Origin of the sequence: Paraburkholderia sp. 22098, from assembly GCF_052045935.1 — a bacterium.
GTDB lineage: Bacteria > Pseudomonadota > Gammaproteobacteria > Burkholderiales > Burkholderiaceae > Paraburkholderia > Paraburkholderia caledonica.
The window spans coordinates 392,809-415,158 of sequence record NZ_JBQEPV010000005.1; the positions used below are offsets into that span (position 1 = coordinate 392,809).

Below are 22,350 nucleotides of genomic sequence, written 5' to 3' on the forward strand. Positions count from 1 at the left end.
GGGAATATGCGACGCAGCGTGGATACAGTTGACGGACTCCAATCCGTCTGTCCGCCCGGTCCGTATGCCGCGGCACATCCCGAATCCGAGGTAATCAATGAACGCAGCAAACGAACAAGCGAAACTTTCGGTGCAGCAGATCGGCCACTATATCGGCGGGGTTGCGGTCGACCCTGCCAGCGGCCGCTTCAAGGAAGTGTTCAATCCCGCGACGGGTCAGGTGACAGGGGCGGTCGCGCTTGCGTCGATCGAGGAAGTGGATGCTGCAGTGCAATCCGCGAAAGCCGCCTTCGCCGCGTGGAGCGAAACCGCGCCGCTCAAGCGCGCACGCATCCTGTTCAAGTTCAAAGAACTGCTCAACAAGCACCACGACGAACTCGCGATGCTCATTACGCGCGAGCACGGCAAGGTGTTCACGGACGCGCAAGGGGAGGTCGTGCGTGGCATCGAAGTGGTCGAATTCGCGTGCGGCATTCCGAATCTGCTGAAGACCAATTTCACCGACCAGATCGGCGGCGGCATCGACAACTGGAATCTGCGTCAGCCGCTCGGCGTGGTCGCGGGCATCACGCCGTTCAATTTCCCGGTCATGGTGCCCATGTGGATGTTCCCCGTGGCGCTGGCTTGCGGCAACACCTTCGTGCTGAAACCGTCGGAACGCGATCCTTCGGCGTCGCTGCGCATTGCGGACTTGTTGAAAGAAGCCGGTTTGCCGGACGGCGTGTTCAATGTGGTCAACGGCGACAAGGTGGCCGTCGATGCACTCATCGAACATCCGGACGTCGCCGCACTGTCGTTCGTCGGTTCGACTCCGATCGCCGAGTACATCCATACGGAGGCGTCGAAGCGCGGCAAGCGTGTGCAGGCTCTCGGCGGCGCCAAGAATCACCTCGTGGTGATGCCCGACGCCGATCTCGACCAGGCCGTGGACGCGCTGATCGGCGCGGCATACGGATCAGCCGGCGAGCGTTGCATGGCAATTTCGGTGGCGGTGGCAGTGGGTAACGTCGCCGACAAGCTGATCGAAAAGCTGGTGCCGCGCGTCAAGTCGCTCGTGATCAAAAACGGCGAGAACCTCGACGCTGAAATGGGCCCGCTCGTGACCGCCGAGCACAAGGCAAAAGTCGCGGGCTATATCGCATCGGGCGAAGAAGAGGGCGCGACGCTCATCGTGGACGGCCGTGCGCATCCGGTCGCGAACGAAGCAGGCTTCTTCATTGGCGGAACGCTGTTCGACAATGTCGGCACGCAAATGAAGATCTATAAGGAAGAGATCTTCGGGCCAGTGCTTGCCGTGGTGCGGGTGCCCGATTTCGCCAGCGCGGTGGAACTCATCAACGCGCATGAGTTTGGTAACGGCGTGTCGCTCTTTACGTCGGACGGCGGCGTAGCGCGCGCTTTCGGCAGGCAAATTCAGGTGGGTATGGTCGGCATCAATGTGCCCATTCCGGTGCCAATGGCGTGGCACTCGTTCGGTGGGTGGAAGAGGTCGCTATTCGGCGATCATCACGCGTATGGCGAAGAAGGCGTGCGCTTCTATACACGTTACAAGAGCATCATGCAGCGCTGGCCGGACAGCATCGCAAAGGGTGCCGAGTTCACGATGCCGGTCGCGAAGTAACTCGCGCTACACACCTGATGAAGACTCTTCTTCAGCTTCATCCAGGACGGCGTTTTGTACGGCTATCGCGGGGCTCACATAAGGCGGCGCCTGGCGTGGCTCGTCAATGCTGTAGTGCAGACGTCCCGCGTCGACATACACGCGAAAGCCCCTGTATTTGACGAGGTAAAGCAAGCCCACGAGCGCGGCGGCGAAGCCCGACGCCGCGCCCACGCCGAGTGCCCAGCGCGGGCCGAAACGGTCTGCGACCCAGCCGACCACGGGCGCGCCAAGCGGAGTGCCCCCGAGCGCAATGGCGAGCAGGATCGCGATCACGCGGCCACGCATGGCCGGCTCCGTGGAGAGTTGCACGAGACTGTTGGTGGACGTGTTGAAGGTTTGCGTCGACACGCCGATGAAGGCGAGCATCACGCCAAAGAGCACATAGTTCGGCATCAACGAAGCTGCCGTGCAGCCCACACCGAAGACTGCCGCGGCGCCGAGCAGCAACGCCATGCGCGGTTGCGCGCGGCGCGCGGCAAGCAGCGCGCCGGTGACGGAACCGATCGCCATGGTCGAACTCAACACGCCGTATTCGCCCGCGCCCGCATGAAATGCGGTGACGGACATCGTCGAAATAAAAATAGGGAAGTTAAGTCCGAACGTGCCGATCAGGAACTGCATGAGCAGCGCCGCCTTCAGATCGGGGCGCTTCCATACATAGCGGAAACCTTCCACGAAGCTGCCGCGCGAGCGCATTGCACGAGGCTTTGCATGGAGCTCGCGAGCGCGCAACATGCGCAACGCGCCGAGTACGGCGATAAACGAGAGCGCGTTGATCAGAAACACCCAGCCCGTTCCGACCGACGCGATCAGCAGCCCCGCCACCGCCGGACCAATCATTCGCGCAGCATTGAACGACGTGGAATTCAGCGCGACCGCATTGGAAAGATCGCTTTCGCCGACGAGGTCCGACACGAAAGTCTGACGCGCGGGCGAATCGAATGCGGTTACGCAGCCGAGCAGTCCTGCGAAAACGTAGACCTGCCAGAGTTGCACGAGACCGGTGATCGTAAGCAGCCCAAGGCCAAGCGCGAGACTGCCCATGGCCGCCTGCGTGACGAACAGGAGCTTGCGACGGTCGAAATGATCGGCCGCATAGCCGGTGAGCGGCAGCAAAAGCATTTGCGGCCCGAACTGCAGCGACATCACGATACCCACGGAAGTCGCATTGTGTTGCGTAAGCTCCGTGAGGACAAGCCAGTCCTGCGCGGTGCGCTGCATCCATGTACCGACATTGGAAACGATCGCACCACTCGCCCACACACGGTAATTGAAGTTGCGCAGCGAACGGAACGTACTGCTCACCGGAATTTATCTCCTACGAATGTTTGGATGGTGTCTGGCCTGCAGCGCATACTCATGCGCGCGTTTGTTCGAGCATGTCGAGCACTTCCTGCGTGGTGCCCGTTTCGCCGAGCCGCGGGAAGATTCGCGTGAGGCTGTTCGTGTGAGCGTCCAGGTGCAGGTCGGTCATCGCGTCGACAGCAAACGCGATGTTCAGACCTAGCTCGTGTGCGAAACGCGCGGTTGATTCAACGCCGACGCTGGTCGCCACACCCGCCAGCACGATTTGCGTCACGCCTTGCTCGCGCAGATACGCTTCGAGATCAGTATTCGTGAACGCGCCCCACGTGCGTTTCGTCACCAGATGATCTGACTCCTGCCGGTTCAGTTCGGGAACGAGATCGGCAAATCCCGCGGGGAAATTGCCGGTAGGACGCGCCTGCTCCGCGCGACCCGGCGCGCCGCCCGCCACGTTCACGAGTACGACGGGCAGGCCGTGGCGGCGAAACGCGTGGGCCAATTGGGCTGCGCGCGCGACCACTTCAACCGTGGGATGAGCGGTGGGCATTGCGACGATGCCTTGCTGTAAGTCGATCACCACCAGTGCGGTCTTTGCGTCGAGCGTGGTCAGTGCCATGTGAGCTCCAGTTCTGGTTTGCGTGAGAATTACGATTCGGTCAGGCGTTTGAGCAATTCGACGCCAGCGGCAAGTTGCTGCTGCTCGGCTGCCGAAAAGCGCGTCTGGATAGTGCGAAACAGCCAGTCTTCGCGTGCGGCGCGACTTGCCTTGATCTTCTTGCGGAAGGCGGGCGTGAGCGAAAGAACGGTTTGCCGGCCGTCGTTCGGATCGGGGGCGCCGCTCACGAGGCCTGCGGCTTTCAAAACAGAAAGCGTCTCGCCCATGGATTGCGGACGCATGCCCTGGGTGCGCGCGAGTTCGGTGACCGTTGCGGGGCCGTCGCGCTCAAGCAGGCCGAGAACCTGTATCTGCGAAGGAGTGAAGTCGCCCAGATGCGCCTCTTCGCGCAGACGGCGACGCAGCTTGCCGGTCAGCACCCGCAGATCTTCGGCGAGTGTGTGAAGCGAATCGGAGTCGAGCGGCGGATCGTTCTTGCCCATGTGTGCCAGCAGAAAGCCAGACGGATATATGAAGGTAACCTGTGTAGGCTACCTTCATATATGGCGCGGGTCAAGTGGACCGTCAGTCTCTCAAGCGGTTGGCACACGGTGCGGCCGCGGCGCGACCGGTGTTCTGCTACGCGTGTCTTTCTGTTCTTCTTCCGCGCGAATGATCGCGAGCAATTGTTCGAGCCGCATCGGACGGCCCGTCAGGAAGCCTTGAACCACATCGCAGCGCGCGTCGCAAAGCCATTCGAGTTGCGCGGGATACTCGACGCCTTCCGCGACGACCAGCAGGCCGAAGCTATGCGCCATCGAAATAATCGCGGTGACGATGGGCTGACCGCCATTGGGCAATGGACAGATGAAACTGCGGTCGATCTTGATGCTGTGCACGGGAAAAGACTGCAGGTATGACAGCGACGAGTAGCCTGTGCCGAAGTCGTCGAGCGACAGGCGCACGCCGGCGGCGCGCAACTCCTGCATTGCCTGAATGCCCACCGACATATTGGACATCAACTGGCTCTCGGTCAGTTCGAGTTCGAGCAGCGAAGCGGGCAAGCCGCTTTTCTTCAGCGCGGTGCAGACTTCGTCTGTGAAGCCCTCGGTTCGCAGTTGGCGTGCGGAAATGTTCACGGCCACATGCACGCCTGCATTCGTGCCGGCGTTCCAGTTCGCGGCGTCGCGGCAAGCGCGCCACAAGACCCAGCGGCCAAGCGCGACGATCAGATCGCTGTTTTCGGCAATCGGAACGAATTCGGCCGGCAAAATGGGGCCTTCCGTCGGATGCGTCCAGCGGACCAGCGCCTCCGCGCCGAGCAGGCGGCCGGAAAGGCAGTCGAATTGCGGCTGATAGACAATGTCGAGCCCGTCCTGTTCGAGCGCCTTGCGCAGTTCGGCTTCGATACGCGCGCGCCGTTGCGCCTCGGCTGTCATCTCGCTCTGAAACTCGACGGCAATGCTCTTGCCCCTGCTTTTCGCCGAATACAGCGCAATGTCCGCATTGCTCACCAGCTCCGCGATTTCGGCGGTGTCCTCGGGATAGACGCTGAACCCTACGCTTGCCGATACGGCCGACTCAATACCGTGCAGAACAAATGGGCGTGACAGGTTGCGTGCGACGCGGCCCGCAGTCGCGCGTGCGCGAACCCGGCTTGCATCGGGCCCGAGCACGATAGCGAATTCGTCGCCGCCGATTCGGCTCACCAGGTCGTGAGGCCGGACGACGTTGCGCAACGCCTCGGCGACCTGCTTGAGCAGTTCATCGCCCGCGCCATGGCCCAGTGTATCGTTGACGGTCTTGAAGTTGTCGAGGTCCACCATCATCAGCGCGACGCGTTTGTTGGCGGCGCTTGCCTTGTGCAGGCGCATCTTCAGTTCATCGTAGAACGCGCGGCGGTTAGGCAGGTCCGTCAGCGGATCGGTCGAAGCAAGATATTCGAGGTCTTTCTCCGCGCGCGACACACGCTCGCGCATACGCTTCATGACGAGCGATGCGATCCATACCGAACACAGCGACGCGCCAATGAGAAAGCAGCCGTACTGGGCAAGCTGCATTTTTATCGCGTCGGTTGCTGCTACGACGACGATGCTGCCGAGCAACCGGTCGTTATGAATGATGGGCGCCGCGACGAAGATGTCTTCGAGTGAAAGACGGCGCGAGTTGCCCACGTTCTCGAGCGTGCCTTCTTCGTAGTCAGCGCGGCGGAGCCCGGGGCGCGCATAGCGCACGAAGAGTTCTCCATCTGGCGTATAGACGGTTGCGCTCTCGACATGCGGAACCTTGCGAAGCGAGCCGAGTATTTCGGCCGTCGCCTCGCGGTCGCCGAACATGGCCGAGGCGGTCAGATTTTCTGCGAGCACCGATGCCTGCATGCTGACGTCGTCGGTCAGCGACGCGCGCAGCGAAAGCGCCTGATAGATCAGCAGCACGACACTCGAAATGAGCAGCGCGATCGCCACGCCGACCAGGTTCACATGCTCGCGTGGCCATGCAAGCCGTGACCATGCGGAGAAACTTTTCATAGAACCGTCCTCGCGAGGCGCATGAGTTTCGAACTGAGCGTGATGTGCCGGCGTGAAGCCTCGCTAACGTTGATATCGAACTTCAGATGATCGCCGTCGCGCACGAGGCGAATCACCCAGCCCTGCTCGGTGGTGTCGACCTCGCTCACGATCACGACGGGCGCGTCGGATGTCAGCAGCGCCTTGACTGCCGCGCTCAATGGAGTGCTTCCGGTTAACACGACGAGGTGGCAGTCGGCGGCTTTTTCCGTGCGAGGCAGCGGCCGAACGCGCCATCCCTGTTTGCCCGAACGCTTGCCGTCGAGCTTGGCGAGTGCCTGACCGAGCGGGCTCTCCTGATCCACGCATACCGAGAGCAGGTTGTCCGCCGAACGTCCCGCTGGCCAGTCGGTGAACTGCGCGAAGTTGAAGATGTAGGCCGCCTCGAGCGCGGACAGGTCCACCTGCGCATCGACTGATGTCTGCACGATCAGCGGCGACGCGAACACGAAACACGCCGCTATGGTCCTGATGCGAACGCGATTCATGTCAGAACCCGTAGACGGCCTTGAACACGAAGGTCCGGCTTTGCTGCGCAACTGTCTCCTGGGTGAAGCCCGGACCCACTGGGTCGGCGTACCGTTTATCGGTCAGGTTATAGATGGAAAACGACAGGTCCGCACCGCGAATCAGCCGGCGCGAACTTAGCGTCACGTTCGCGAGGCAGAAACCGCCGGTTTCGCCGACCGCGGCCAGTCGCGTGGACGTGCATTGCACTTCGAGTCCCGATACCAACGCATTCGCGAAGAAGGGCACAGCGACATTGGCCTTCGCGAGATGCTTCGGCGAATTCTGGAGTGCGGCCCCGGTGTTGGAGTCGTGAGCTATCTGGTACGAATAGCTGGCGCGCACCCGCGTGCCTGCCATTTGCTGCTCATAGGCGAGTTCCGCGCCTCGCGCGGTGGCGCGATCGACGTTGCGGAAGATATAAAGACCGGCGCTCTGCTGTGTCGTCGAGATCAGCTCGCGCGCGTTGTACTGGAACAGCGAGAGTGTCGCGCGGGCCATCGCGGACACGGCTCTTTCATATACGAGTTCGGTCGTCGCGATGTGCTCTGCCTTCAGCGATGAATTACCCAACTGGCCGTCGGCGCCGCCTACCGCGTAGTACATCTCGTATGCGTTCGGCGCGCGATAGGCCTCGCCGTACAGCAGCTTGAACGTATCGCGCGGAGTCAGCTTGTAGATGAGCCCGATGCGCGGACTCAGGTTGCCGCCCGAGGCCGTTTGCTGGTCGTAACGCAAGCCCGCATTCAGCGTGAAATTCGCGGGCAACGTGATTTCGTCTTCGATATAGACACCGGCGCGGTTGCCGCTGTGATGGTCGTCGAGCAATTGCGCATACGGGTCGACGTTGTAGTTGTACTGGTTCAGGCGCGCGTCTCGGGTGAAGTCCGTACCGATCACGATTCGATGTTTGTCGATCGACGACACGGTCGCGTGCACGTCGGCGCCGTACCAGAGCGCGTGGCTGCCGTCGACATTGGCCACATACGGTTGCGGACCGTAGACCGACGGCATCCGGTAGTCGTAGCGGCCCCAGTACACCTGCGATGCCAGCGTGACGCCGTCGGCAAGCAAATGCTGGTACGAGAGATCCAGATAGCTTCGTGTGTCCGTCACGCTGAAAGGCGCATTGAACACCGCGCCGTACGGCGCATCGGGCACGCCCTTCGTGCGGTTTCCGTAAATGAACGTGAGGCGGAAATCGCCATACGCGGCCTTGCCGAGGAAGTTCTGCGCGCGGTCGTAGTCGAGCCGGTTGGCGACGCCGTTGTTCTGCTCGGGCGTGTCGAATGCCGGGTAGTACAGATCCTGACCGCTGCGTCCATACGACGTCGCGGAAACAAGAATGTCGGCACCGTGCGCACCATGCCAGCCGTATGACGCACGCGCCTTTTTCTCGCCGAAGCTCCCCACCGCGACGGCGGCTTCCGCGCCCGCCAGATCGCTGCCGGTTTTGGTGATCACGTTGATCACGCCGAAAAGCGCGTTCGCGCCGTACATAGCCGAACCGGGGCCCGGCACATACTCGATGCGCTTCACAAGATCCATGTCGAGCGGGAAGTCCGTGCCGATGGGCGCCTGACCGTATACGCCGTCGTTCGTACGCATGCCGTCGATCAGCAGCAGAAACCGGCTGTTGTAATCGCCAGGACGCTGAAAGCCGCGAGAGCCGAGGTATTCATATGAGCGGTCATTTGTCACATACAGGCCCGGCAACGACGCGAGCGCGTCGGCAAGCGTGCGCCAGCCGAACTGACTGATGTCTTCGGCGGTAAGAACGACCACGGCGGCCGGTGCGTCGGTAACCGACTGATCGAAACGTGACGCCGTGCTGACAGTGACCTGCATCAGCGCCTCCAATGGCATCGCCGCCAACTCCTCTGTGTCCGGGGTCGAAGCTGCGCTCGCGCGCGGCTCGTTACCGGCGACAGCTGCCGGCGAACAGAGCGTTGCCAATCCCGCGACAGAGCAAGCGACCAGGCGTTGAGAAAGGAAAAAAGAAGCGCGCGTAGTTGGAACCATGACAGCCGGTAAATCGGGAACGCTCCTTCAAAGTGGATCGTCACCTGTTTGTTATCGGCGCGGGGAAGGGAAGCTTGAATCGGCGTGAGTCTTCGCGTTGTGCGCTGGCTGGCTTCACAGCGGCAGGGACAGGCTTGTAAAAAGGGAATAGGGATATCCACCGTTTTGGGCCATGCCTGGCGCGAAAAACCGGGAGCCCATGCCGCGTGCATGAGCTTTTCCAAATCGTCGAATAGCGCGTGGCGCATGGATTTCGGCGGTATCGAACGGAGGCCGTGTGAAGTCGCGGCACGCGGCTTGCTGTAGTAGCCGTTTTTACCGCCGCCCTCACTGTCATGCAACAAACTTTCAATTCCAGAACTCTCGGCTCCATGCGACAGGCGATGATCGAACGCGATCTTGCCCATATCGAACAGGTTCTCGTGCGCTCGCATGCAAGTGCACGCGACAATTCAGCTTTTCCGCTCAGCTACTGGCACGAGCGTCTGAGTCGCATCAAAGACGGCGGCCAGCTGTGGGGCGTGCATCTTCGCAAGATCGACACACTGCAGCGTCTGCTCAACGGCGCATTGCCGCAAAGTTAAACCACTCGTCCGACACTGAAACGCGCGCCTCCAACGCATAGGCGCGCGTCATGACTTACCCTGGTTGCGCTGACGCGCACGTCCATGTAACGGCGAGTTTTTGACGTCGGGCACAGGCTCGATGCTCTGGATACGCGCGATGCGCTATTCGTACTTCGCTTGTATCCGCCGTTTCTCTCTCCGCATCCGCCGTTCTCTTCCCTGTTCCTCTCTCTTGCGCGCCGGCTTCCTTCGGCTCACTTCCGTCTACTACCGATGAGTTCTCCTCGGGCGTTCACGCGGCGCGCTTCTTGCGGCGTGACGACAACGCATGCCGGGGCTCCGGCTGCGCGGCCAGTGTTGTGCACCCTAGTGCGCGCAAACCACGGAGAGCAAACATGGAAACAGGAAAAGTGGAAGGGGCAGTGAAGGAAATAGGCGGCAAGGTGCAGGAGGCGGCGGGCGAGATGCTCGGCGACACCGGGACCCAGATGGCCGGCACCGCCCGCGAACTAAGCGGCAAGGCTCAACAGGTGTGGGCGGATCTCACGGACGTCGTGCGCGAGACGACCACGGAGCGGCCGTTCACCGCGCTCGCGATTGCGGCGGCCGCGGGTTTCATTCTCGGCGCGCTGCGCTCGGCAACCGCCCGCGACGTTCGCGGCGACAGGGATTACCGTTAGATACGGTTGACACAGAGTCGATTGCATCGTTCGGATCAAGCGCTCGTCGCCGGTTGACGCAACCGGTGGCGAGCGCCCGTGACGGCAATTGCTGGCGGGAGATACAGGATGTCAATACATACCAAAGTGAGCCAGTGGCGCAACGTGGCGCGTTTCTGTTCCAGTCGGGCGGTGGACTACGCCGAACTTCTGGCACTCGAACTGGAGGAGGCGAAAGGGCGATTGGTGCGCGAAGTCATCGCGATGGTCGTGCTGGCGGTCGCTGCCATGTTCACCCTCTCTTTTCTGTGCGTGGCCATCATCGTGACGGCGTGGAACACGCCTTACGTCATTTCTGTTGCGTGGGGTGTTGCGGCCGCATGGCTCGTCATATCGATCGCCACCTTCGCGATGATGAAGGCCCAGAAGCCCGTCGAGCCGTTGCATGTGCTGCGCGACGAAGTGTCCCATGACCTGGAAGCCCTGAAGGACGCCCTGAAATGAAACACGATCCAGCCTGGCATCAGGAACGCCGCGCGGCGATCCTTCAGCGCATGGCCGCCTCTCGCGCGCGCTTGCTGTCTGCAAATCTGGCGTTGCACACACCTCGGCGAACGACGATAGCGGGTGTGCCGGCCGTCAACGCAATGAGTTCTCTCGCCGACACGCCTTACCTGGCACTGGTGCTCGCGGCCGGTCTTGCGGCCGTGCTTCTCGGGCCGCGCAAAGCGATTGGAACGCTCGCACGCACAAGCGTAATGGCGTGGCTCACGAGGACCGCACGCAGTGTGTTTCAGCGCTAGCGCGATTTAACGCTTTCATGCCGACGCCATCGCTCCACGTGCGATGCGGCGACTATTGCGCGGTACGAGACCGCGCGGCACGCGGGATGCGCATGTGTTCGCGTTTCACCCGCGAGTAGTTGAACCGTTCAGTGTGGAGGATATATGAAGGCGCTTAGATGGCATGGCAAGAAAGACATCCGCTGCGACACTGTGCCCGATCCGAAGATCGAACATCCGCGCGACGCGATCATCAAGGTATCGAGTTGCGCGATATGCGGCTCCGACCTGCATCTTTACGACGGCTTCATGCCCGGCATGGAGTCCGGCGACATCATGGGCCACGAATTTATGGGCGAGGTGATGGAAGTCGGCAAGGAGAACAGCGCGCTGAAGGTGGGTGACCGCGTGGTCGTGCCGTTCACCATCATCTGCGGCGAATGCGATCAATGCAAACGCGGCAACTTTTCCGTGTGCGAACGGAGTAATCGCAACAAGGACATTGCCGACAAGATGTTCGGCCATACCACGGCGGGCCTGTTCGGCTACACGCATCTGACGGGCGGTTATCCTGGCGGGCAGGCCGAATTCGTACGCGTGCCGTTTGCGGACAAAACGCATGTGAAGATTCCGGACGGTCTGAGCGACGAGCAGGTGCTTTTCCTCGGCGACATTTTTCCGACCGGCTGGCAGGCTGCGGTGCAATGCGATATCGAGCCAACCGATACGGTCGCGATCTGGGGCGCCGGCCCGGTCGGGCAAATGGCGATTCGCAGCGCCGTACTGCTCGGCGCAAAGCAGGTGATTGCGATTGACTGCGTCCCTGAGCGTCTTTCGATGGCGCGCGCGGGCGGCGCCGTCACGATCGATTTCAAGGAAGAGAGCGTCCTCGAACGGTTGAAGGAACTGACGGGCGGCAAGGGGCCGGAAAAATGTATCGACGCTGTTGGCATGGAATCGCACGCAACGCGTTCGGTTGACTCCATGTACGACCGCGCAAAGCAGGCCGTGATGCTCGAAACCGACCGGCCGCACGTGCTGCGCGAGATGATCTACGTTTGCCGTCCTGCGGGAACGTTGTCGGTGCCGGGCGTCTACGGCGGTCTGGTGGACAAGATTCCGTTCGGTGCGTCGATGAACAAGGGCCTGACATGGCGCATGGGACAGACGCACGTCAACCGCTGGACCGACGATCTGTTGCGGCGAATCCAGGAAGGGCAGATCGACCCGTCGTTCGTTATCACGCACACGGTTTCGCTCGATGAAGGCCCGCGCATGTACAAGACGTTCCGCGACAAGGAAGACGGCTGCATCAAGGTCGTGCTCAAACCTTGACGCGTCGGGCAGTAATCGTCGCGGCACAGGCGCTGTTTGTTATTTCACGTGAGCTGCGCTGACGTGGCTCCCCAGAATGAAGGTGATGTAAATGGATTCCCGTACTGAACCGAAGCAGGAGAGCGCTCGCGCTCTGAAGGAACGACTGCCGCAACCGGATTCGATCGCGCGCGGCCTTGGGTGGTACAGCATTGCGCTCGGCCTCGCAGAACTGGTCGCGCCGCGCATGATGGCTCGCGTGGCAGGTGTCGAGACAGGACCCGGCACCATGCGCTTCTATGGTTTGCGCGAGCTTGCGTGCGGCGTCGGCATACTGGCGTCGCGCGATCCGCGGCCGTTCCTGTGGGCGCGCGTGGGCGGCGATGCACTCGACCTTGGCACGCTCGCGCTGTCGTCGAACAAGTGGAGCGCACGCGACCGGCAACGGGCGGCAGCCGCGGCCGTGAACGTGGTCTGCGTCACGGCGCTCGACGTGTATGCCGCCAGTTGTGCGGAGAGTGCGCCGCGTTTGCCGTCGGCGGACTATAGCGACCGCACCGGTTTTTCCAGCTCGCCCGAGCAGATGCGCGGTGCCGCGCTCGCGGACTTTGAAACGCCACGCGACATGCGCACGCCGGACGCGCTTGCGCCCTATACGCGCGGCGATCAGTCGTCGACGACGGGTCAGCGCCTGCGTGCGGGAAGCGCGACGAGCGCCGCATAAGCCTTCGCATCGGCGTAGAAAGCGTACCCTCCGGACGGCGGGTACGCTTCATTTAGCGTTGAGTTTGCGCGCTATATCGGCTTGTCTTGCACAGTGTCTTTGCAGACCGTCTGGTAATGCGAGCAACACGCGAACAGCGTTACGCCGACAAATCACCCTTGCTGGTTGGATGGCCTTCGGCGCCACCCGGTTCGAGATCGGGGTCCACGTGATCGTGCTCAGGGGTGTACGGCCCTTCAGAGGGGTGATCTTTTCCTTTCGGAACGAGAGTCGGGTCGATGCTTCCATGCTCCCGCTCTTCCACTGTGCCGTCGGATTTGATCTTGACGTCTCCATCACCCAGCTTCTCGCGCCGCTGGTCCGCGCGTTCCACGGGATCGGACGGTTCCTGGTTCATGCTTTTCTCCTCTCTGGTTGATTGACGCTTCGTTCACGCACATCGAAATCGAGCAAAAGCGATACCCGCTTCGCTGCCGACGCTTCACACGAAGCGTTGCACGCGGATTGCTGTGGCGTAACAAGGCCCGCGGAATCGACGCGGGCTGTCGATGCAGGCAGCCATAAGCCGCGACGCTGCCAGACCTGAGAGAAGGAGAGTGCAGATGAAAGCAGTGGTATTTCACGGCATAGGGGACATCCGTCTCGACAATGTTCCCGATCCCAAACTTGAGCAACCGACCGACGCGCTCGTACGTCTCACGTCCAGCGCGATTTGCGGCACCGATCTGCATATGGTGCGCGGCACGTTGGGCGGCATGGTGCCGGGCACGATTCTCGGTCATGAAGGAATCGGCATCGTCGAGGAAGTGGGCCGCAGTGTGCGCAATCTGCGCCAAGGCGATCGAGTGCTGATTCCGTCGACTATCTCGTGCGGATTTTGCTCGTATTGCCGCTCGGGCTACACGGCCCAATGCGACAACGCAAATCCGAATGGCGCGAGCGCCGGCACTGCATTCTTCGGCGGACCGAAAACCACCGGCCCGTTCCAAGGTCTGCAGGCGCAATACGCGCGCACGCCGCTGGCGCACGCGAGCCTGATCCGTTTGCCCGACGAAATCGACGACGATCGCGCGATCCTGCTCTCCGATATCTTTCCCACCGGCTATTTCGGCGCCCAGCTGGCGGGCGTTCGTACCGGCGATACGGTCGCGGTGTTCGGAGCGGGTCCGGTGGGCCAATTTGCCATTGCGAGCGCGAAGCTGATGGGCGCCGGCCGCGTGATTGCGGTGGATCGCATAGCGTCACGGCTGGACATGGCTCGCACGCAAGGCGCAGAAGTGATCAATTTCGACGAAGAAGATCCGGTCGACATGATCTTGCAACTGACCGGCGGCATCGGCGTGGATCGCGTGATCGATGCAGTGGGCGTGGACGCGGTGCGTGCCGAGCACGGCCCGGCCGCGCAGAAAGAGCGCGACCAGCAACAGGCCTTCGACAAGGAAGTGAAGGAGATTGCGCCCGATACGAACCCCGATGGCGATAACTGGCGTCCGGGCAGTGGACCGTCGCAAGTATTGACGTGGTCGGTCAGAGCGGTGGCGAAAACGGGCACCGTGTCGATCATCGGCGTGTATCCGCCGAACGACCGCGTTTTCCCGATCGGCGAAGCAATGAATCGCAATCTCGTCGTGCGCATGGGCAACTGCAATCACCGCGCGATTACGCCGCATCTCGTTGAGATCGTGCGTAACGGCTCGTTCGATCCGCTTGCCGTGCTGACGCAGCGCGAGCCGATTACCGACGCGATCGAGGCCTATCGCGCGTTCGACAATCGCGAGCCGGGCTGGATCAAGGTCAAGCTGCAACCGTGAGCGGCAGGTCACGCCGCTTCGGGCGGGGACTCGTCTCTCACATCGTCTTTCACACTCATCTCACTACAACCGCGGGCGAAAACGCCCGCAAGGACGCTTGTTTCCAACTATGACAGTCGACCAACGGCTTCGCAGCATGCGCAAGACCATGCGTGACATGTTCGGTATCGTGCGCTTGCGCGCCGGTCAGGAGGACATTATCCGCAGCGTATTGCAACACAAGGACACGCTTGCCACGATGCCGACGGGCGCGGGCAAGTCGCTTTGCTATCAGTTGCCGGCGCTGCATCTCGAGGGCACCACGCTCGTCGTGTCGCCGCTGATCGCGCTCATGAAAGACCAGGCAGACAAACTGCTGGCCGCTGGAATCGACTGCACGCTCGTGAACAGCACGCTGCGTAGTCGCGCCGAGCGCGAAGCGCTGGAGCGGATTGCGGCAGGCGAGAGCGGCATTGTGTTCGTGACGCCGGAGCGCCTGGCGCAACCGGCCTTCATCGAAACGTTGCGCGCGCGCCCCGAAAACCGCGTTGGACTAGTGGTGGTCGACGAGGCGCATTGCGTATCGCAATGGGGACACGACTTTCGCCCCGCGTTCCTGCAGATCGCGGCTGCGGTGAAGTCGCTCGGTCAGCCGCCGGTGCTTGCGTTGACCGCCACGGCCACGCCGCGCGTGCTCGACGACATCGTCCACTCGCTTGCATTGCGCGAGCCGCGTGTGGTTCGCACGGGCACGTATCGCGAGAATCTGCGCTATCGCGTCGTCCAGGTCAGCACGGCCGGCGGCAAGGACGGCGCAGCGCGCGCCGTGACTGCCAAGCGCGAGCAATTGTCGAAGCTGATTGCATCGCTCAGCGGGACCGGCATCGTCTACGCGGCGACTGTGCGCGACGTCGATCGCATTTACGGCTGGCTCACGGAGGCAGGCGAGTCGGTCTCGCGCTATCACGGTCGAATGGCGGCTGACGCTCGTGAAGAGGCGCAGGAGCAGTTCATGTCGGGCGCCACCCGTTTGATGATCGCAACCAACGCGTTCGGTATGGGCATCGACAAGGCGGACATACGCTTCGTGATCCATTACCAGATTCCCGGCAGCCTCGACGCTTACTATCAGGAAACGGGACGCGCGGGCCGCGACGGTGAGCCCGCCGATTGCGTGCTGCTATTCGATCTGAACGACCGGCGCATCCAGCAATTTTTCCTTGCGGGACGCTATCCGAGTGTCGAACTCGCGCAGCGTGTCTATGACACGCTTGTCGCGCGTATTGCCGACGATCCGAAGGGCGTCACGCTGGCCGCGCTCAAGCAGGCATTGCCGGATGTCGGTGCGGGCAAGCTGGAAGTCGCGTTGAACATGTTGGTCGACGCCCGCGTGGCCGGCCGCGACCGGCAGCGCCGCTATCGTCTGCGAAGCCGCGAGGGCGCGAAGGAATCCGCGCGCGACGCGGTTGCCAATGCCGCGGCCAAATTCGAACAGATGAGCGCGCACGACAGGGAAACGCTGCAGCAGATGATCGACTACGCGCAAACGGGTCAATGCCGGTGGCGCGCGATTCTCGACTATTACGGCGACTCGCCTGCCGCCGAGCGCTGCGGCGTCTGCGATAACTGCGTGAATCCGCCGCAGATCGACATGGGGTCCGACGCTATCGTTGCACCGGAGACGCACGCGAATGAAGTCGCACAGCGCAAGCGTGAGGAGTCGCGCAAACCACGCGTCTGGACTCCGGGCGATGCCGTGCGCGTGCCGCGCTATGGCGCCGGTGAGGTCGCACTAGCGAGCGGCGAGCAGGTGGCCGTGCAGTTCCCCGACGGCAGCACCCGCACGTTTCTGGCGAGTTACGTGAGGGCGGGGCGCTGATCCGCATGCGCTCCAATCGAGGCAACGTCGGCAGTCGCTTCCGACGATGCCTCGATCCGCGCACGGAAGTAGCGCGCGGTCTCTCTGAGTCCGTCGTCGAGCGAGGTTTTGGGTTGCCAGCCGAGCAGCTCGCGCGCGCGTGAAATGTCCGGCTGACGATGCCACGGGTCGTCGGTCGGCAGCGGATGCAATTCAAGCGGCGAACTGGAGCCCGTAGTCGCCACAATCCGTTGCGCGATTTCGCGCATGCTCACTTCGTGCGGATTGCCGAGATTGACCGGGCCGCCGGGATCTTCGGCGGTGTTCATCAAACGGATGAAGGCGTCGATCATGTCGTCCACGTAGCAGAACGAACGCGTCTGGGAGCCGTCGCCATAGAGCGTGATCGGCTCGCCGCGCAGCGCCTGCATCATGAAGTTCGACACCACGCGGCCATCGGCGGGATGCATGCGCGGTCCATACGTGTTGAAGATTCGCGCAATGCGAATGGAAAGCCCATGTTGACGGCGGTAGTCCATGAAGAGCGTTTCAGCGCAGCGCTTGCCTTCGTCGTAGCAGGAGCGCGGTCCGATCGGATTCACGTGGCCCCAGTAGTCTTCTTTCTGCGGATGCACGAGCGCATCGCCATACACTTCGCTCGTCGATGCCTGGAAGATTCTTGCTTTCACGCGCTTGGCGAGTCCGAGCATGTTGATCGCACCGTGCACGCTCGTCTTGGTGGTTTGTACCGGATCATGCTGATAGTGAATCGGCGACGCAGGGCAGGCGAGGTTATAGATTTCGTCGACTTCCACATACAGCGGAAATGTCACGTCGTGACGCATCAGCTCGAAGTTCGGGCAATCGAGAAGATGCGCGATGTTGTCCTTCGTGCCCGTATAGAAGTTGTCGACGCACAGCACGTCGTGGCCTTGCGTCACGAGCCGCTCGCACAGGTGTGAGCCGAGAAAGCCGGCGCCGCCTGTGACCAGAATCCGCTTGCGGGTAAGTTCTTTCATGTTGCGTGGTCCTAGTCGTCTTACGTTTGTTCGGCGCAAGCCGCGCCGACCTGTGGCCTAAGCGGTCACTTGCAGCAGCGCGTCGTGCCAGTCCTGCGCGAAACGGTCGATGTGGAACCGCTCCTGCGCCGTGCGTCGCGCGCCCTCGCCGAGGCGCCTGGCTTCCGCAGGATCGCGCAGCAGTTCGTGCATTGCGTCGACAAGCGCATTCACGTCTGTATGCACGAAGCCGTTTTCGCCATTGCGGATCACCGTCGCCAGTTCGGTAGTCGCGAGGCCCACGATCGGCATGCCGATCGTCATCGCCTCTACGATGGCGAGGCCGAGACTGGTCCAGCGGATCGGATTGAAGAAGAAGCGATAGCGCGCGGTGAACGCGGCGAGATCCAGATTGCCGACTTCGCCAATGCCGTCGAGCCGCTCGGCGTCCATGCCGACCAGGTCGAGCGGCACGCGCGTGCGCACGTCGGCGAATACGTCGGCACCGAGGCGCCGGCCGCGCTGAGCGAGATGATTCACGACGACAATGCCGCGCTCCAGTTCGCCGGTATAGCGCACGCCTTCCGGCACCACCACGCCATGTTCGATTACGCGCGTGGGCGTCACCCCGCAATCCCACATCAACTGATTGAAGTGCGTGACGTGAACCAGCAGCGTGTCCGGGTCGTCGACCCAATGCCATTGCTGGAACGGGTTTTCCTGCGGCGGATCGTGTTCGATATACACGCGCGGCAAGCGGCGCTGCGCGTCGCTCAACACATGCTCGCGGTCGTATTCCCAATGCGTCTTGTGCTGATACAGGATCACGTCGAACTCCTGATCCGGCACGTCGTCCGCATTGATTTCATGGACGTTGTCGCCCCACGGCAACACGCCGACTTTGCCCGCATAACCAGGCGGATGACCCGGCTTCGTTACCAGATAAAAATCGTGCGGCGCCTGTGTCAGGTAGTACAGGTAGTTGCCGTGCACGTGCCATGTCAGCACACGCAGACGGCGGCAGTTACGCAGCATGGTGCAACTCCTCGAAGGACCCGGTTTCGGCGTGCGTATGCAATGCGCAGGCACTGGCCGGATGCGCGCCGCGGACTTCGGCCAGTTGCGCGCGCGCCGTCTCGACGACGCGGTCCACGCCGATGTTCAGGGCACAAGGGTGGCCGTAAGGACACTCGCGGAACATGCACGGGCGGCACGGCGGATAGTCGGCAAGCACGCGGTGCCGCTCGTGATCGAGCGGTGCCCATCGGCGCGTATCGCTGCCCGACGCGACGACGACGGACGCGGTCGCCATGGCCGCGGCGATGTGCGAAATGCCCGTGTCGTTGCAGACGACGAGTCGCGCGTGCGCGACGAGCGCAGCTAGTCCGCCAAGCGATGTCGAACCGGCGAGGTGCAACGCGGGCGCGGTCATCGCGCCGAGCACCGCGCCGGTCAGCGACGCTTCCGCCGTCGTGCCGGTGATGGCGATCTGCCAGCCGTCGGCGGCGAGGCGGTCGGCGACTTCCGCGAAACGCTCGACCGGCCAGCGGCGCGAGGGCAATTGCGCACCTGGATGAACCAGCACGAGGCGCTCCGCTTCGATGCCGTGCGCGGCCACTAACGACGCGTATTCGTCGCCATCCCGCTCGCATAGAGGGAACGACAATTGCCGCTCGGTGGTTTCGGCGCCGAGCGCACTCATCAATGCAAGGTAGCGCTCGGGTTCGGGCAGGTCGTCTGGCCAGTCGATAAACACGCCTTCACGCGGCTGCTCGTCAGGTTGTACGAAGCCCGCATAGGCGTTGGCACCGAACTCAAGCAGCAGATCGTTCGCAATGCCGCCGCTGCCATGCAGCTGGATTGCGAGGTCGAAGCGTTGGGCGCGCATCCATTCACGGAATGCGGGCAGCCCTTCGTCCGTCTCGGGTTGCTCGGGAAAGCCTGCGGCTCCAGGAAAGACGATCAGTTCGTCGACGAGATCGGCGTAGCGCTCGACAAACGACTGCGCCCACGGCAAGCCGATCAGCGCGATATGCGCTTGCGGCGCGGCCGCGCGCAGCGCTCGTAGCGCGGGCACCGAGCAGAGCATGTCGCCCAGTTGCAACGCACGGAAGATCGCTATGCGGCGCGGCGCGGCAGAGGCGATGAACGAGTCTGCATTCATAAGAAGAACACCTTGTAACGTACAGCGCCGTAGAGCCGCCAGAAGATCGACAGGAATGGAATCGGGATGGACGTCCACGCCATTTCGGCAATGTGGCGCAAGCTGCGGTCTTTCCCGCGCAAACGCATTGCGCAGAAATAAGCCGTCAATGCGAACCACGCGAACAGCGCGAGCATCACGCTATTGCCATCGCCCACGAAAACGCCGATCAGCGCGGCCAATGCGGCGCAGAGAATGAGGTAGTACAGCAACGGAGGCGACGAGCGAATCCGCGTTTTGAAAAGTTCGGGGTGCTTCTTGTAGAGCAACGCGTCGAACTGACTCTTTTTCTGCTGCGAGATGCTGACGCCCCAGCGCGCGGGGCGCACCGGGTGCACGACCACCGCATCGCTTGCGCGCACGATCTTGCCGCCCGCTTGCAGAAGCGTGAACTGCAAATCGGAGTCTTCGCGCCACGCCGAGGTGAAACGCTCGTCGAAGCCCCCTGTCATCGTCAGAAAGCTGCGCGCTACGAATACGTTTGCGGTCGCGAATTCCGCACGCTCGAGGCCGCTCGCATCCGCCTCGTAGTCGGTCGGCGAAGAGGGCAGCGGCACGACGATCCGGCCCGCGGCGGCGGCCGCCCCCTGGCGAATCGCCGCAAGCCCTTCTTGCAGCCATTGCGGATCGGGCAGCGTGTCGTCGTCCGTAAAAGCGATCACCGGCGAGCGCGCGTGTTGCCAACCGGCATTGCGCGCGCCCGCGGGGCCCTGCGTGCGAGTCACCGGCACGTAGCGCACGGCGAGGCCGCGCTCTGCCTGCTCGCCGGCAATGCGCGCGACGCATGCGCGAGTCGCTTCGTCGGGACCGTCGTCACAGACCACGATCTCGTAGCGATCTGCGGGAAAGTCCTGTTCCGTCAATGCGCGAAGACACGACGCGAGCATGTCGGGCCGCCGGTAAGTCGGCACGACCACCGACACGTCGAGGTGCGCCAGCAGCACGCCCGGATATCCGGCTGCAATCGGCTCGGCTTCGCTATGCGGATTGCCGAAGCTGCCTCCTACGTCGATCGGTCGCGTAGCGGATGGACTCATGCGCCGCCCCGCGCTTTCTCGACGACGAAGGGGCCGATCACGAGCGCATCGAGCGGCGAAGTCCAGAACGACTCCACCGCATCGCGCGGCGAATTCACCATCGGTTCGCCGCGCGTGTTAAACGACGTGTTGACGAGAATCGGCACCCCGGTGCGCTCGTTGAACGCGGACAGGAGATCGTAGTAGAGCGGATGCTGCGAACGGTTCACAGTCTGCACGCGCGCGGTGCCGTCCACGTGACGCACTGCCGGAATGCGCTCGGCCTTGTCGGCGCGCACGTCGAACACGAACAGCATGAACGGCGCGACCTGGCCATTCACGAACCATTCGCTCGCATGTTCTTCCATGACGACCGGCGCGACTGGGCGGAAGTCCTCGCGATCCTTGATCTCGTTGAGCTTTGCCTGCATGTGCGGATCGACCGGCGAAGCGAGGATCGAACGCGCCCCGAGTGCCCGCGGACCGAACTCGGTGCGGCCCTGATACCAGCCGATCACCTTGCCGCTCGCGAGCAGGTCGGCGGTCTCGCCGGCAATGTCGTTGAGCCGCCGGTACGGAACCTTCGACCATTGCAGGAACTGTTCAATCTCCTGTTCCGGATATTCGGGACCGAGGTACGCGTGGTCCATTACCCAATGACGCTTGCGATCGCCGCGCTCGCTGCGTTCGCGCGAATCGATCCACAACGCTGCGCCAAGCGCGGTGCCCGCGTCGCCCGCTGCGGGCTGGACCCACACATCGTCGAATGGACCTGCGTCGCGCAGCTTCGAATTCATCACGCAGTTCAATGCGACGCCGCCTGCCATGCTGAGTTTGCTCAAGCGGGTTTTCTCATGCAGCCAGCCCGCGAGTTGCAGTACCGTTTCTTCGAGCACGCGCTGCAACGAATGAGCGATATCGAAGTGGCGCTGTTCGAGCGGGCCGCCGCGTTCGCGTGCCGGACCGAAGCGTTGGACGAGGCGCGGGGCGTCGACCGTATAGCTGCCGTCGCCGCGATAACGCACGATATCGCGGAACACGTCGAGGTATTCCGGCTTGCCGTACGACGCCAGCGCCATCACCTTGTACTCGTCGGACGAATGCAGGAAGCCGAGCCAGTCCGTTACCGCTTCATAAAGCAGTCCGAGCGAGTGCGGCAGTTCGACCTGCTTGAGCCGCGTGTATTTCCCGTCGACGAACTGGCCCATGCTGGTCGTCACGCCTTCGCCGCGGCCGTCCATGGTGAGCACCGCCGTATTTTCGAAAGGAGCGGCGAGAAACGCGCTGGCCTCGTGCGCGAGGTGATGGTCGACGAAATGCCACTTGAAGCCGTTGTCGCGGTCCACACCCTGAAAGCGCTTGCGCAAATGATGCGGCGCGCCGTCGAGCAATTGGCCCTTGGCGTTCGCGATGTAGCTGAGAAATAGCGGGTCCCACGGCGATGCAGACGGGTCCGACAGACGCGTGTTGGCGGGATCGAACGGCAACTCGATAGTCGCGCCGGGCCGCTTCGGCATGCCGCCAAAGAGGCTCGGATCGTATGAGTAGGCCACATGATCGACGTCGGCGAGCGTGATGCCGGCGGCTTTCAGGCAGTAGTCGATCGCGTCGAACGGCAGTTGCCAGGTTGAGAAGGGCACGGGGCGCTTCGCATGCTTGACGTGGGTGAAGCGTTCGTCTTCGGCGGCGGCGAGCACCACACCGTCGCGCAGCAGGGCTGCGGCGCTGTCGTGATAGACGGCATTGATTCCGAGTGTGTACATGGGCGTTCGCAGTAGGAG

Annotated in this window: 22 protein-coding genes; 9 read left to right on the forward strand and 13 right to left on the reverse strand. The window is 62.5% G+C overall.

Translation table 11 applies throughout. From position 1 onward, the window contains the following. Window positions 1-97: 97 nt before the first annotated feature. Window positions 98-1,621: a CoA-acylating methylmalonate-semialdehyde dehydrogenase gene (locus ACTJLB_RS13455; protein ID WP_440783553.1), complete on the forward strand. Its 1,524-nt coding sequence runs from the start codon at window positions 98-100 to the stop codon at window positions 1,619-1,621. Window positions 1,622-1,627: 6 nt separating this feature from the next. Here ACTJLB_RS13455 and ACTJLB_RS13460 read toward each other — a convergent pair whose 3' ends face one another. The 7 genes from ACTJLB_RS13460 to ACTJLB_RS13490 form a co-directional block, all read right to left on the reverse strand. Next, window positions 1,628-2,968, reverse strand: coding sequence for an MFS transporter (locus ACTJLB_RS13460; RefSeq protein ID WP_440783554.1), 1,341 nt, complete (start codon window positions 2,966-2,968; stop codon window positions 1,628-1,630). Between the two features lie 52 nt (window positions 2,969-3,020). Then, window positions 3,021-3,584: an isochorismatase family protein gene (locus tag ACTJLB_RS13465; RefSeq protein ID WP_408163241.1), complete on the reverse strand. Its 564-nt coding sequence runs from the start codon at window positions 3,582-3,584 to the stop codon at window positions 3,021-3,023. A 29-nt stretch (window positions 3,585-3,613) separates the two neighbouring features. After that, entirely contained in the window at window positions 3,614-4,066 is a 453-nt protein-coding gene (locus ACTJLB_RS13470; RefSeq protein ID WP_087753818.1) for a MarR family winged helix-turn-helix transcriptional regulator, read from the reverse strand. 90 nt (window positions 4,067-4,156) lie between these two features. Continuing rightward, entirely contained in the window at window positions 4,157-6,091 is a 1,935-nt protein-coding gene (locus ACTJLB_RS13475) for a putative bifunctional diguanylate cyclase/phosphodiesterase (RefSeq protein WP_087753817.1), read from the reverse strand. After that, on the reverse strand, window positions 6,088-6,618 hold the full coding sequence (locus ACTJLB_RS13480; protein ID WP_440783555.1) for a YfiR family protein: 531 nt from the start codon (window positions 6,616-6,618) through the stop codon (window positions 6,088-6,090). Before ACTJLB_RS13480 ends, ACTJLB_RS13475 begins: the two co-directional genes overlap by 4 nt. A gap of 1 nt (window position 6,619) precedes the next feature. After that, window positions 6,620-8,503 carry a TonB-dependent receptor plug domain-containing protein gene (locus tag ACTJLB_RS13485; RefSeq protein ID WP_440783556.1) on the reverse strand — a complete coding sequence of 628 codons (1,884 nt, stop codon included), beginning with the start codon at window positions 8,501-8,503 and terminating at the stop codon, window positions 6,620-6,622. Then, window positions 8,485-9,066, reverse strand: a complete 582-nt coding sequence (locus ACTJLB_RS13490; RefSeq protein WP_227471156.1) for a hypothetical protein — start codon at window positions 9,064-9,066, stop codon at window positions 8,485-8,487. Before ACTJLB_RS13490 ends, ACTJLB_RS13485 begins: the two co-directional genes overlap by 19 nt. Here ACTJLB_RS13490 and ACTJLB_RS13495 point away from each other — a divergent pair. From ACTJLB_RS13495 to ACTJLB_RS13520, 6 genes are all read left to right on the forward strand, one after another. Further along, window positions 9,043-9,243 (forward strand): hypothetical protein, encoded by a 201-nt coding sequence (locus ACTJLB_RS13495; RefSeq protein ID WP_020068313.1) that lies wholly within the window; start codon window positions 9,043-9,045, stop codon window positions 9,241-9,243. The genes ACTJLB_RS13490 and ACTJLB_RS13495 overlap by 24 nt on opposite strands. Before the next feature lie 377 nt (window positions 9,244-9,620). Further along, window positions 9,621-9,905: a CsbD family protein gene (locus ACTJLB_RS13500; protein WP_020068314.1), complete on the forward strand. Its 285-nt coding sequence runs from the start codon at window positions 9,621-9,623 to the stop codon at window positions 9,903-9,905. A 108-nt stretch (window positions 9,906-10,013) separates the two neighbouring features. Continuing rightward, window positions 10,014-10,388: a phage holin family protein gene (locus tag ACTJLB_RS13505; protein ID WP_020068315.1), complete on the forward strand. Its 375-nt coding sequence runs from the start codon at window positions 10,014-10,016 to the stop codon at window positions 10,386-10,388. Continuing rightward, a complete protein-coding gene (locus tag ACTJLB_RS13510; RefSeq protein ID WP_020068316.1) occupies window positions 10,385-10,687 on the forward strand; it encodes a hypothetical protein in 303 nt (100 codons plus the stop codon). Before ACTJLB_RS13505 ends, ACTJLB_RS13510 begins: the two co-directional genes overlap by 4 nt. A gap of 144 nt (window positions 10,688-10,831) precedes the next feature. Continuing rightward, on the forward strand, window positions 10,832-12,001 hold the full coding sequence (locus ACTJLB_RS13515; protein ID WP_087753813.1) for a zinc-dependent alcohol dehydrogenase: 1,170 nt from the start codon (window positions 10,832-10,834) through the stop codon (window positions 11,999-12,001). Window positions 12,002-12,092: 91 nt separating this feature from the next. Continuing rightward, window positions 12,093-12,704, forward strand: coding sequence for a hypothetical protein (locus ACTJLB_RS13520; RefSeq protein WP_204522942.1), 612 nt, complete (start codon window positions 12,093-12,095; stop codon window positions 12,702-12,704). 139 nt (window positions 12,705-12,843) lie between these two features. On the opposite strand, the gene ACTJLB_RS13525 is transcribed toward ACTJLB_RS13520, so the two are convergent. Beyond that, complete coding sequence (locus ACTJLB_RS13525) at window positions 12,844-13,101, reverse strand: hypothetical protein (RefSeq protein WP_020068319.1); 258 nt, start codon at window positions 13,099-13,101, stop codon at window positions 12,844-12,846. Between the two features lie 205 nt (window positions 13,102-13,306). Between ACTJLB_RS13525 and ACTJLB_RS13530 the strand changes: the two genes are divergently transcribed. Then, window positions 13,307-14,515, forward strand: a complete 1,209-nt coding sequence (locus ACTJLB_RS13530; protein WP_440783557.1) for a zinc-dependent alcohol dehydrogenase — start codon at window positions 13,307-13,309, stop codon at window positions 14,513-14,515. 109 nt (window positions 14,516-14,624) lie between these two features. Further along, window positions 14,625-16,373 (forward strand): RecQ family ATP-dependent DNA helicase, encoded by a 1,749-nt coding sequence (locus ACTJLB_RS13535; RefSeq protein ID WP_440783558.1) that lies wholly within the window; start codon window positions 14,625-14,627, stop codon window positions 16,371-16,373. On the opposite strand, the gene ACTJLB_RS13540 is transcribed toward ACTJLB_RS13535, so the two are convergent. The 5 genes from ACTJLB_RS13540 to ACTJLB_RS13560 are packed head-to-tail and all read right to left on the reverse strand — an operon-like array spanning window position 16,352 to window position 22,332. Beyond that, on the reverse strand, window positions 16,352-17,371 hold the full coding sequence (locus ACTJLB_RS13540; RefSeq protein WP_440783559.1) for a UDP-glucuronic acid decarboxylase family protein: 1,020 nt from the start codon (window positions 17,369-17,371) through the stop codon (window positions 16,352-16,354). The two genes, ACTJLB_RS13535 and ACTJLB_RS13540, sit on opposite strands and share 22 nt — an antisense overlap. A 57-nt stretch (window positions 17,372-17,428) precedes the next feature. After that, complete coding sequence (locus ACTJLB_RS13545; RefSeq protein WP_020068323.1) at window positions 17,429-18,385, reverse strand: glycosyltransferase family 4 protein; 957 nt, start codon at window positions 18,383-18,385, stop codon at window positions 17,429-17,431. Then, window positions 18,375-19,514 carry a glycosyltransferase family 9 protein gene (locus ACTJLB_RS13550; RefSeq protein ID WP_440783560.1) on the reverse strand — a complete coding sequence of 380 codons (1,140 nt, stop codon included), beginning with the start codon at window positions 19,512-19,514 and terminating at the stop codon, window positions 18,375-18,377. The genes ACTJLB_RS13545 and ACTJLB_RS13550 overlap by 11 nt, the downstream gene beginning before the upstream one ends. Beyond that, window positions 19,511-20,590: a glycosyltransferase family 2 protein gene (locus ACTJLB_RS13555; protein WP_440783561.1), complete on the reverse strand. Its 1,080-nt coding sequence runs from the start codon at window positions 20,588-20,590 to the stop codon at window positions 19,511-19,513. The genes ACTJLB_RS13550 and ACTJLB_RS13555 overlap by 4 nt, the downstream gene beginning before the upstream one ends. Then, the gene (locus tag ACTJLB_RS13560) at window positions 20,587-22,332 is read right to left on the reverse strand and encodes a carbamoyltransferase family protein (protein WP_440783562.1); all 1,746 of its coding nucleotides are present in this window, start codon (window positions 22,330-22,332) and stop codon (window positions 20,587-20,589) included. Before ACTJLB_RS13560 ends, ACTJLB_RS13555 begins: the two co-directional genes overlap by 4 nt. Window positions 22,333-22,350 lie beyond the last annotated feature (18 nt).